This window comes from Coleofasciculus sp. (assembly GCF_046565525.1).
Lineage (GTDB): Bacteria > Cyanobacteriota > Cyanobacteriia > Cyanobacteriales > Coleofasciculaceae > Coleofasciculus.
Genome location: NZ_JBKHUP010000168.1, coordinates 1 through 11,650, shown reverse-complemented (window position 1 = coordinate 11,650; position 11,650 = coordinate 1). Strand labels below are relative to the sequence as shown.

Genomic DNA, 11,650 nt, shown 5'->3' with positions numbered 1-11,650 from the left:
GGGGGGTGGGGGGGGGTGGGGGGGGGGGGGGGGGGGGAGGGGGGGGAGGGGGGGGGGGGGGGGGGGGGGGGGGGGGGGGGGGGGGGGGGGGGGGGGAGCAGGGGGAGCTGGGGGAGATGGTGGGAAACGGGGTTGTAGAGACTCCTCTGATGAAACGTCTGTTGTAGGGGCGGGTTTTACCCCTAACGTTTCGTTTGCACCCTGATATAACTAAACCCGCCCCGACCTAACCGTTCAATTATCACAAATGACGAATGACGAATGACGAATGACAAATCCTAAGTTGGTTTCTGAATAACCGTTTCCAGAATTCGTCGCTTGGCTTTGGGGTCAATGCCAATTAACCGCACGTATTCATTATTATGCTCAGCAAGGCGTTCGGCTAAAGTCAGGATCACCTCTGATGCTTCATCTCCTTGAAATGTGCCATCACTTTTCCAGGCATTGGTGCGAAAGCGCCGCTCGTTGGCATACTCTAAGCTGAGACGGTATCCTTGGGCTAAGAGTTCGCGAATCTGCTGCTGGATACCTAAATCTAAGGGTGTGGTGGGTTCTGAGGGTTGAGGTGTCTTGGGGTTGACTCTAGTCTTGGCAATTGCTTCATCTCTTGAACTGTCCAGACGTTCAAGGGTGCGGAGTTCTTGTGCTAAACCGTTTCCCTGTCTGTGTGTCTGTGTGTTATTTTGACCTGTTAATTGCCGTGCTGGAGGTATCTCAATGGCAGGGCTTTCGCGCAGTGCTTTATTATATTCTCGAACTAATCCCATCTCCTCGACTTGTTTTTGTTCGCCGATCATCACCTGACCGAATTCGATTAAGTGAGAGATATTAAAATTCGGCTTTTCAAATTCCGGCGGCGCTTCTGTACTGCGAACCACGCGAAAGGAAATCTTGTCCAGTCCGACATCATGGATGAAGTGGAGAATCTGTTGATCATAAATCCGCGATCGCAAGGCGCTAAAAAAGTCAATGGCTTGATTAGGGAACTGCTCCACCAGTTGTTCTATCTCCCGTCGGGATAGTTCATCTGCGGCAAAAATCCCGCCAATAATGCCAATGCGTTCCTCTCGATTCGGTTCCCAGTAATATTTTTCCATACGACCTTCTCGAATTAAAGGCGCATAGAGGGTGGAGAAGTCGTTCCCAGTTACGATAATCGGGACGCGATGCAGGGGATTGGCGTCATAACTCCCAGGGAGTTGCACGTCGGTGGGATGGTCTGCAATATTCATTAATGTGGCGCTGACGAGTTGAGTATTGACCGTGTATTGGGTGGTGCGGTCAAAGCGTCCTACCCCTGCATCCAAGTCATTTATCATTAAAGCGCACATTTTTCCCTGCACCTTGATCATTTCGGCGGCTTCTCGATAACGCAGGCGAATCAGACGCGCCGGATCACCTGCATCCGGACTTTCCAGTTCACCGCCAGAGATATGGATGACACCAATCCCCATTTTTTCAAACACTAACTCGCATTGGAAGGATTTGCCTTCTCCCTTGCGTCCGTGAATCCCCAGAATTAGAGGAACTCTTACACCCTCTAAATCTAGATAGTTTTTGGTGATGTGAACCGCCAGTTTATCCCGGAAGCTGGGCGCGATGTAGTAGGTCATAAATCGAGAGGTCTTTGTGCGATCGGTAATTCTTTATCTTACCGTAGAAACGTTACCTGCAACCTCAGCAAACCCGGTTTTTGCGGTTGGCATAAAAAATTAATCTTAACTTAAGTAACTTTGAATTGTACCCTCTAAAATAGCCTCAACATCCGTCACCGGACTTGTCAGATAATCTGATGAAATCTGAACCTGGGCATAGCGTTCATCCATATCAAAGGCTTCTTGCAGAAAACCACCAAAACCCCGCGCCCGTTTGTCGATTTCTAGGAAAACATTTAATAATGTGTCTGATTGCAGGGAAAACACAATCTCCAGTTCATCTAAATATCCCTGATATCGACCCATCGGTCGAAATTCAAATTCTTGGACAAAGGGAACATTGCCGCCTAAGTAAGGATTATATTCACAATCTACTTTATGAAGTTGAAACCCCATATTTTTGCTGGCTTCTAGCACCAATTCCATTAAGGGATGGGGACGCACCTCGATATAATCGGTGTCTTTCGGATCAATTGCCAGGGAAATATCCAACCCAGTCCGGACATAAACGGGTTGATGTCCCAGCGTCAGTGGCGTTTCATAAGGAAGTGGGAAGGAAAAGGGGATAACTTTGGTTTCTTTGGGTTGCAACTTGAAGCGTTCACTCAGGTGATACTTTACCAATTTACAGGTTTCTGTCGCTGTCGTCTCTTCATATTCCCGTTTGTATTCAGTCTCGACGTAGAGGTAAATATCATCAATGTCTTGGGAGCTATCTCCACCGGTAATATGAACATCTCCATTGAGCATTTCGCCTGGAATCAAGGATTCTGTCGATAGGCGAGTATCAACGGTGGCGGCGCCAATTCCTACTCTGGATAGAAATTTTTTAAACATGGCTCTGACCGGGTTTTTGTCGGGATAACACCCTAGTATAAGCCAGGGATAACTTGAAAGGCATCTATCTCCAGGTTTGCTTAATCATATTGCCAAGATTTTAATTTTATTCTGTTAGTTGAATGAACCGTTAATCACTTAGAGAAGTAACAGTAAAAGGATTCTAGAATGCCGGAGTGGGTAGGATTTACAGACGGGGAACAGAGCCTAAAAGGGCATTCCCAGGCAAAGCCTGGGAACGAGGGGGAGGGCGCACGAGGCGTACTACCCTACCGCGTTTGAGCGAAGATTTCGTCTAATATCTCTTGCGCCCCTTGCTGACGTAAATGTTGAGCCAGTTTAATCCCTAATGCTTCCGCCTGAGTCCCATCGCCGGTCATGGTATCTTTGATCAGGGTTTTCCCATCTAAACTGGCAACCATACCTGTGAGGATGAGGGTATTCCCCGTGATCTCTGTATCTACGCCAATGGGTGCTTGACAACCGCCTTCGAGTTCCCGTAAAAATGCCCGTTCTGCATAACAGCGTTGCGTGGTTGGGGAATGTTCAATGACTTTGAGTAAATTCAAGATTTCTTGATCCTCCCCTCGACATTCTATGCCCAACGCTCCTTGTCCAACGGCATGTAGAGAAATATCGGAGGGTATAACTTGGTGGATGCGATCGCTCATATCCAATCGTTTTAACCCGGCGGCGGCTAAAATCAAAGCGTCAAACTCCCCAGCATCGAGTTTGGCGAGTCGGGTGTTGAGATTTCCGCGAATATCTTTAAACGCGAAATGGGGGAAATGGTGGCGCAATTGTGCCAAACGCCGCAGGGATGATGTGCCAATCACCGCACCTTCGGGAAGGGTATCCAGTTGCTTGTCTTGGTGTTTGGCGTGAACCACCAGGGCGTCGGCTGGGTTTTCTCGTTGTGTCACACACCCCAAGACTAATCCTTCTGGTAACGTGGTGGGCAAATCCTTGAGGGAATGCACGGCTAAATCAATCTCCTGATTCAGCATCCCTACTTCTAATTCTTTGGTAAAGAGTCCCTTATCGCCAATCTTGGATAGTGCCACATCCAAGATTTTATCCCCGTGGGTACTCATGGTCTGGACTTCAAAGTGCCGATCCGGGTAGTGTTTTTGTAGTTGTTCCTGTACCCAATAGGTTTGCACCAGAGCCAATTGGCTTTTGCGGGAACCGATCCGAATCGTGCGAGCAGGACTGGTAACAGTGGAGGACATAGAGCGATCGCGTCAAACAAGTATAAAGAGTCACCTACTCTAGCCTACCGCAGTTTGGTCACTTGTCATTTATCATTTGTCCTTTGTCACTTTTCCCTGTTCCCTGTTTCCTAGTCATCAGCCTTGCATAAGCCTAACCCAGTTAGAAATATAAGGTAGTAGACTCCACTCGCCACGGATTTACTACCCATACAGCAGCTTTCTTTGGTGAGTGAAATTGGGCTTAAGACAAGCTGCTGTTGTCGAAACAACAATGAACAATCTACTTAAACTTCAACTTAAACCGCGTATTACCTTATCTCAACTCCTCCTCGCTGCTTATGGGGTAGGAATGTGCCTAACCCTTTGGGCAATGCGATCGCACTATCCTATTCTATTTCTTACTCTGTTTTGCCTGATTCCTCTAAGTAGTGGTGCGATTGTGGGAAATCGGTTAGCCGCATCCCATAACCCTAAAAATTGCCGCCGCCAGATTAATCGGATGTTTCTCGCGATCGCGACAATGGCGGCGTTCATTCTTCTATTCGGACAATTTAATATTTATCGCCTTTTCCCCTTAATTGTTCGCTTATATCTAGGTGCTTATCATCAGCCCATCATCTTGGCGTTGGGATGCTTAACTTTGGGGTTAGTCCTATCAATTGAGTTGTCCGGAAAACGTTCTCGCCAACAGTTACATCTGTTAGTAGGAATAGTCCTGGGAATGATGATCCCGTTGGGGATAATTCTATATTACACCTTCCCCATGACTGGAATCGCCAGTGAACCCTTAGTTCTTGAAGGAGTAGTTCTGCAAACAACATCTCATACCTGCGTTCCAGCCAGTATCGCCACACTAGCCCGATTTGTAGGATTAGACCCCAATTTATCGGAACGGGATGTAGTTAAACTCACCCATACAACGCAAAAAGGGACTCACTCATTAGGTACAATTCAGGCAATGGAGCAGCTCGGTTTAGCGCCAAGCTATCAATGGGGTCTCACTATTGATGATTTAATTGCCACGGGTAAACCAGCGGTACTAACTGTCAAAGAACCTGTCGATGGAGTGATATTTAACCATGCTGTCGCCCTATTATCAATTGATGGCAAAGCGCGAACTGTAACCATTGGTAACCCACTTTATGGGCGTCAAATCCTGACCTTTGACCAGATGAAAGGCTATTGGATAGGTCAAGCTATATTTGTTACCTATCCACCCAAAGTGTAGGTTGTGGGGTGTAGAGTATAAGAGCTTACCTGTGGATAAGAAGTGTAGTGAGGTTCGGTGAGTAGGTTGGGTTTTGGCGCGTCAACCCAACCGAGTACAGTTAGCTTATGTTAGCTTTAAGTTCCGGAACGTTCAATCAATAACATGAAACGCATCTTATCTCAATGTATCAAAGAACTCGCCCAATTTCAACGCGATCGCCTGACCTTGGCGCTGGCATTTATTCTGCCCCTAATGACGTTACTTATTTTCGGCTTTGCCATTCGTCTAGAAGCCAAAGATATTCCTCTATTTGTGCAAGATTTTGATTTAACTCCCCTGAGCCGTTCCTATGTCGAACGGTTGTTTGCCACGAATCAATTTAAGCCAGCATTTCCAGAAAACACCAATCCGCAAAGGATTGACCCTCAATCCGTAATTGACCAAGGAATTGCCAAAGTTGCGGTAGTAATTCCCCCTGATTTTACCCGCCAGATTAAAGCAAATAAACGTACAAATGTACAAGTTCTCGTCGATGGCACAGATACCAATAATGCCCGTGTGATTAAAAATAGTATTCAGGCAACGACTAAATTCTTTTTACAGGATTCTGGCTTACAACCTCTAACCGAAAAAATCAACGCTAGGGTGCGGATCTGGTTCAATCCGGGACGGCAAGAATCGCTTTATATTGTACCCGGTCTTTATGCCTTGATTTTATGGATTTATCCCTCTTTGCTGGTGGCAGTTGCCATGGTAAGGGAAAAAGAAAAGGGAACAATATTACAAGTTTATGCGTCTAGTCTCACCGCTTTAGAATTACTCTTAGGCAAAGGCTTAGCCTATCTCATAATTGGCATTAGCGAAGCATTCTTTATTATGGGGTTAGGCTCATTAATTTGGGGCTTAGGGTTTGCTGGCGATCCCACACCCTTATTAGTGAGTACGCTGATCTTTTTAGCCGATAGTGTCAGCTTTGGGCTTTTGGTCGGCGTGCGGGCAGCGAGTCAAAATGCCGCCGTTCAAGCTGTGGCGTTAATTGGCTTTTTAACGGCATTACTGCTATCGGGATTTATCTATCCTCTGAGTAATATTCCCTTTCCCTTGTCATTGGTTTCTAATATTGTCCCAGCGCGTTATTATATCGAAGTTACCCGCGATGCTTACGTTCGAGGGACAGGTTGGTCGGGTGTCTGGTTATGGGTACTGATCCTGATCGTTTTAGGGCTATTGCTGTTTAATGCGGCAAGGATAGGCTTAAAGCGTATGCAGTTATCCGATTAATATTAGGGGAAACAAGGGATAATTTCAAAAATCATCAATCACCTATGAAAATTATTCGCCAATTCTTTAATAGTTGCTTTTGGTCTTTAATCTTGAAAGAGATTAACCAAATCTTGAGGAACAAAGAATTAGTAGTTCTTTTAACCATTCCACCCACAATTCAACTGCTCATCTATGGGTTTGCCCTAAATCCTGATGTGCAATATCTCAAGTTGGGAATTGTCGATTATGCCAATAGCTATGAGAGTCGAGAACTGGTATCAGCTTTAACGGAAAATCGGATATTTGAGGCTCAAGCCTATCCTGCTACTGAGCAAGAGTTAGCCGAACAAGTACGGCAAGGGGAATTGACGGCTGGATTAATTATTCCACCGGATTTTAATCGGAATTTAGCCCAAAATAAAACGGCAAATGTGCAAATAATCATTGATGGGGTGGATGCGAATACGGCGGGGATTGCGCGGGGTTATATTAATCAGATTATTCGCCAATATAGTCAGCGATTTGTCATGAATCCAGCGCCTCCCTTAATTAGCACAGAAACTCGTTTTTTGTATAATCCAGGGTTAAAAAGTAGTTGGTTTTTTGTCCCTGGAGTTATGGGGGTTGTGATCACGTTAATTAGTTCCTTGGTTTCTTCGGTAACGGTGGTTCGAGAAAAGGATACAGGAACTCTGGAACAATTGCTGATGACACCAGCACAAGCCTGGGAAATTTTGCTGGCGAAAATTGTCCCCCTGTTTGTGCTAATCATGGGTGATGTGTTGTTGGCATTAATACTAGCACGGGTGATTTTTGATGTCCCCTTTCGGGGGAATTTGTTGCTATTTTTGGGGTTATCAGCGATTTACGTCTTGGTGGGGATTGGGATTGGGATTATGTTGGCGACGCTGTGTGCAACCCAGCAACAGGTGGTGCTAACCTCATTCTTTATTAACTTACCCTTGATTCAGCTATCTGGCGCGATCGCACCGATTGAGAGTATGCCTACTGTATTCCAATACCTGTCTCTGTTGAACCCCCTGCGTCACTATGTCGCGATTGTACGGGGGATATTACTCAAAGGCGTAGGTATGGAGGTGCTGTTTCCCCACGCGATCGCACTGCTAGTATTTGCGACTGTGTTATTATCAGTCAGCATTAACCAATTTCGCCATCAACTCAGTTGAATCAAAGCTACAAGTGTATTATGATTTGAGCAATGTCCAATTCCTAATCTGGTGCGGGTAATAGTACAGTAAACACACTCCCTTGATTAAGTTGCGATCGCACAGTAACTTGACCCCCCATTCCTTCTACCAGGGTTTTCACTATCGATAAGCCTAAACCTGTCCCTCCTGGGGAACGAGCGCGATTCTCGTCCCCGCGATAGAATCTCTCAAAGATGCGGGATTGCTGCGCTAAGGGGATACCTTGTCCGCGATCGCACACCTGAATCCTTACCTGTTCCCCCGGTTGGTCTAATTTTACCCTTACAGGTTGGTTTGGGTCTGAATATTTCACCGCATTGTCAATTAAATTCAGCAACACTTGCTTGAGGCGATCGCGATCGGCTAAAACTTCAATAACTCCACTCCTGGTATCACTATCAATTACTCGATGACTATATTGTACTGCCATCTCTACGACTTCGGCGACCAAATCATTAAGCACAAAGGGTTCTAAATAAAAATGCATTCTGCCATGATCAACTCGTGCTAAGTCCAATAAATCTTGTAATAGTTGAACCGTCCGATCCGCTTCTGAGGCGGCAATTTCCAAGGCTTCTTGCTGAGGAGGCGTTAAGTTTTTTCCGCGCCGTAATATACTTTGCAGATATCCCGAAACAATCGTTAATGGAGTCCGCAATTCATGAGAAACATTACTCACAAATTGCCGCTGTTGTTCCCACGCCTCAAACAAGCGACTTAACATATTATCAAAGGTTTGCGCTAATTTTCTCACCTCACTCGGCGCTTTATCCAGATGAAGCCGCGCTTGTCCTAAATCTTTAGCCGAAATGGTTTGGGTGAGTTGACTCATTTGACATAAAGGTTGCAGCGATCGCTTAATATAAAATGAAATTGCCACAATCATGGCGGTAATTGATAGCAGGCTGGCAATACCCAAGGTGCGAATCAAACTCAAAAACATTTTTTGTTCGCTGGTAATATCTTTTGCCACATAAACCTTACCCAGCATTTCACCCTGCACTTGCAAGGGAGTCCCACAAGCTATCCAATACCGTCCGTTCACCCGATATAGTTTAGGTATTAGTGGTATCTGTGAGGACAACAAACGATTAGTTGGATTAAGCTGCAACGCTGACGATTGAGCCGGAATTGATCCATCAGAACGACGCACCCATAACAGCGTATCCCCCGTAGTCAGGTTCTCAATCGCCTTTTGCATCCCTGTTTCTAGGGGCATCATCTCACTGTAAAGTTTTACATCATGGGGGAAGCGATCGCTAAGATATTGAATATTATATTTTTGAGCTTTAATCAGGATTTGCTGCATCGACCAACTCGTCCAGATAGCAACACCACTTAATCCTGTAATCGATACGGCTGCAATGCCTACAGTTAATCGCACCTGGAGTGAAAAAGGGTCAAATCTGGGTAACGCTTTACATAAGAATTTGAGCAGACGGCTGGGGAATTTCATCGGAGTTTTGATCGATCTATCAGCGTTAAATACATCCCATTTTAGAGTTGAGGTTTGGCTATTTCTATTCAAAAGGGATGCATCGGGGAAACTGGACTTACTTTCACTTAATCCGATGATCATTAAATAAAGATGATTTTTTCCTGATGGATAGATGAGTTTTATTCGTTATGTTGGGGAATAGGGAACGGCGAACGGGGAACAGTTCGTTTGTCTATAACTGCTATACCGTAGGGTGGGCAATGCCCACCAGCCTTTATTGAGGGCTTGCTGCACAACTCCCAAACCCTTAGCTATCAATGCTTTGAGTAGTATTGATATTTGCTCCTGTTCAAGGAAAAAGGGTTAAACCCTTTTATCCCCCAGCTTCCCCAGCTCCCCCGGCTTCCCCGGCTTCCTACCCCCACCATCAGACTTATTCAGCAACCCCTATTTAGCTCGGTTTCCGGTTGGTGCAGCAAATCCTACCTAGAGATTCAGGATAAGTCTTGGCTTCAGGGCAAGTTTTGTGTATGATTATCAATAGCAGAACCTCGACAACTGCATAGCACAATCGCGTAAATTCCCAAATCTACACACCTCGTCCAATGGCTGAAACCCTCATTTTTCCGTTGAGGTGTGTCGATAGCCGTCCAGGTAAGGATTATGGGCGATGAAATCCTGAGATTTTTGTCAATAAGCGCTGGTTAATTGACAACAAAAAAAGGTGTGTAGATTTGGCGGCTGAAACCCAGTCCCTGTAAGGCTTCCTGAGCGAACTCTTGACAAACACACTTCCCCGCAAGGGGATGGAAACGCTAAAACTTAATTCTGTACTTCTCGCATGAGAGCTTGACAAACACACTTCCCCGCAAGGGGATGGAAACTTCTTACGAACTCGCTGCTGGGCAGCGAAAGACCCAGCTTGACAAACACACTTCCCCGCAAGGGGATGGAAACATCATTGTGGGGTCAGACCCGGTAATTCCGGATTCTGCTTGACAAACACACTTCCCCGCAAGGGGATGGAAACCTTTGGTCGAGCTGAGAAAGTTGTTGATCTCAGCTACTTGACAAACACACTTCCCCGCAAGGGGATGGAAACAAAAGGAAACCGAAACGAATCGCATCCACTCAACCTGATAATAAGAATGCTATCCGCAAAACTCTGGATTTACGTTGTCCGCGTTGATTGGGGATATTAGATACGGGAAATTACCCAGATGCGAGATCGCGGTTTTCTCCAGTCTGGTATCTTGGCACATAGATTGTTCTATCGATGACTCAGAAAATGAATTACAAAACATCATCACCTTAGAACCGGGAAAACGTGGCGGTAAACCCTGCATTTTAAGGGTGGGGCGAGTTCGTCTATCATAGTTATTCTGACCCTTAATCTTGAGTGAACCAAGGCGATGAAATCAGGAATAATTTATCCGCATATCGAGAAAGCAGAGGGTGAATCAGCGCGGTTGCAACGGATACCCCGTGTGCGCGTCGCCCAGATTGTCATGGACTACCTAGCTTATGGTTGGTCAGTTGAGGAAATGTGTCGTCAACATCCTTATCTGAAACGCTCAGAAGCTCATGCAGCAATGGTGTATTATTTCGATCGCCAAGATGAAATTGAGGGTGAGATTCGCCAGGAATGGGAGCAAGCACAACAGGCAAAAACTCAAGCCTCCCCTTCTCCATTCTTTGTGCGGATGAAGGCAAGAGGGATTTTGTAAGTGAGTGTCGCACTATACATGGATGTTCATGTTCCTCAAGCCATTACAGATCAATTGCGCCGTCGGGGTGTAGATGTTCTTACCGCAATTGAAGACAATTCAGCCGAGTTAGCTGATGATGCACTTCTAGAACGTGCTGGTTCGCTGGGTCGAGTTTTGTTTACTCAAGATATTCGCTTTAAAGCATTGGCTGAGGATTGGCAACGTCAAGAACGACGTTTTGCTGGGTTGATATTTGGACATCAGTTAGGAGGTACGATTGGGCAGTTTGTGAAAGATTTAGAACTGATTGCTTTGGCGTCAGACTCTGGGGAATGGCTTAATGTTGTTGAGTATCTACCCTTTTAGTTGTGAGCAGTAGGAGGGTTTGACAAACACACTTCCCCGCAAGGGGATGGAAACCATGGAGCCTCCCCCCAGTTTTCTCCAGTCTGGTATCTTGGCACATAGATTGTTCTATCGATGAATCAGAAAATGAATTACAAAGACATCATCACCTTAGAACCGGGGAAACGTGGCGGTAAACCCTGCATTCGAGGAATGCGAATCACTGTCTATGATGTTTTGGAATACCTCGCTTCCGACATGAGCCAAGAGGAAATTCTAGAAGACTTTCCCTATCTGACTAAAACAGATATCCTTGCTTGTCTTTGGTTTGCTGCTCAACGCGAACGCCTTACTGTTACCGTTCAACCGTGAAACTTCTCCTGTTTGATCAAAACCTTTCTCCTCGTTTGGTAACAAAACTGACTGATTTGTATCCAAATTCTGCCCACGTCGATACATTAGGCTTAGGAACATCTTCAGACCGAGATGTTTGGGAATATGCTAGACTCAACAATTCATGATTGTTACTAAAGATGCCGACTTTAGTGAGTTGAGCATTCTCTTGGGAACTCCGCCTAAAGTCATTTGGATTCGTCGGGGCAATTGTTCCACCAACGATATGGAAAAACTACTAAGAGATAATTACAGCGACATCAACGCCTTTAGCAATGATCTAAACGTAGGTGTGTTGACCCTATTTTAAGCCGATTAAGGGGACGGTATTGATCACAATTGTTTGGGTTTCAGACATTTTCTAAATAGGTCGGTGGG

At 45.6% G+C, this 11,650-nt stretch carries 10 protein-coding genes, 1 pseudogene and 1 CRISPR repeat array; of the genes and pseudogenes, 7 read left to right on the top strand and 4 right to left on the bottom strand.

Annotation, left to right across the window (positions count from 1 at the left end; translation table 11 throughout):
- Positions 1-278: 278 nt before the first annotated feature.
- The 3 genes from ACLGGO_RS33510 to hemC all read right to left on the bottom strand — a co-directional run bounded on the left by ACLGGO_RS33510 (position 279) and on the right by hemC (position 3,724).
- The gene (locus ACLGGO_RS33510; RefSeq protein ID WP_446422557.1) at positions 279-1,613 is read right to left on the bottom strand and encodes a ribulose bisphosphate carboxylase small subunit; all 1,335 of its coding nucleotides are present in this window, start codon (positions 1,611-1,613) and stop codon (positions 279-281) included.
- 105 nt (positions 1,614-1,718) lie between these two features.
- On the bottom strand, positions 1,719-2,492 hold the full coding sequence (locus ACLGGO_RS33505; RefSeq protein ID WP_446422556.1) for a sporulation protein: 774 nt from the start codon (positions 2,490-2,492) through the stop codon (positions 1,719-1,721).
- A 269-nt stretch (positions 2,493-2,761) separates the two neighbouring features.
- Positions 2,762-3,724 (bottom strand): hydroxymethylbilane synthase, encoded by a 963-nt coding sequence (gene hemC / locus ACLGGO_RS33500; RefSeq protein ID WP_446422555.1) that lies wholly within the window; start codon positions 3,722-3,724, stop codon positions 2,762-2,764.
- Positions 3,725-3,977: 253 nt separating this feature from the next.
- Between hemC and ACLGGO_RS33495 the strand changes: the two genes are divergently transcribed.
- From ACLGGO_RS33495 to ACLGGO_RS33485, 3 genes are all read left to right on the top strand, one after another.
- A complete protein-coding gene (locus tag ACLGGO_RS33495) occupies positions 3,978-4,934 on the top strand; it encodes a cysteine peptidase family C39 domain-containing protein (protein WP_446335791.1) in 957 nt (318 codons plus the stop codon).
- A 144-nt stretch (positions 4,935-5,078) separates the two neighbouring features.
- Complete coding sequence (locus tag ACLGGO_RS33490) at positions 5,079-6,197, top strand: ABC transporter permease (protein ID WP_446422554.1); 1,119 nt, start codon at positions 5,079-5,081, stop codon at positions 6,195-6,197.
- Positions 6,198-6,241: 44 nt separating this feature from the next.
- Positions 6,242-7,366 (top strand): ABC transporter permease, encoded by a 1,125-nt coding sequence (locus ACLGGO_RS33485; protein WP_446335793.1) that lies wholly within the window; start codon positions 6,242-6,244, stop codon positions 7,364-7,366.
- Between the two features lie 43 nt (positions 7,367-7,409).
- Here ACLGGO_RS33485 and ACLGGO_RS33480 read toward each other — a convergent pair whose 3' ends face one another.
- Positions 7,410-8,843, bottom strand: coding sequence for a HAMP domain-containing sensor histidine kinase (locus tag ACLGGO_RS33480; protein WP_446422553.1), 1,434 nt, complete (start codon positions 8,841-8,843; stop codon positions 7,410-7,412).
- A 760-nt stretch (positions 8,844-9,603) separates the two neighbouring features.
- A CRISPR array of direct repeats spans positions 9,604-9,927; the repeat unit is 36 nt; unit sequence CTTGACAAACACACTTCCCCGCAAGGGGATGGAAAC.
- A 310-nt stretch (positions 9,928-10,237) separates the two neighbouring features.
- Between ACLGGO_RS33480 and ACLGGO_RS33475 the strand changes: the two genes are divergently transcribed.
- The 4 genes and pseudogenes from ACLGGO_RS33475 (at position 10,238) to ACLGGO_RS33460 (ending at position 11,582) form a co-directional block, all read left to right on the top strand.
- Complete coding sequence (locus ACLGGO_RS33475; protein WP_446359675.1) at positions 10,238-10,552, top strand: DUF433 domain-containing protein; 315 nt, start codon at positions 10,238-10,240, stop codon at positions 10,550-10,552.
- On the top strand, positions 10,553-10,900 hold the full coding sequence (locus tag ACLGGO_RS33470) for a DUF5615 family PIN-like protein (RefSeq protein ID WP_446359674.1): 348 nt from the start codon (positions 10,553-10,555) through the stop codon (positions 10,898-10,900).
- Between the two features lie 126 nt (positions 10,901-11,026).
- Complete coding sequence (locus ACLGGO_RS33465) at positions 11,027-11,251, top strand: DUF433 domain-containing protein (protein ID WP_446400153.1); 225 nt, start codon at positions 11,027-11,029, stop codon at positions 11,249-11,251.
- Positions 11,248-11,582, top strand: a pseudogene (locus tag ACLGGO_RS33460) (DUF5615 family PIN-like protein). Before ACLGGO_RS33465 ends, ACLGGO_RS33460 begins: the two are co-directional and overlap by 4 nt.
- Positions 11,583-11,650: the final 68 nt, after the last annotated feature.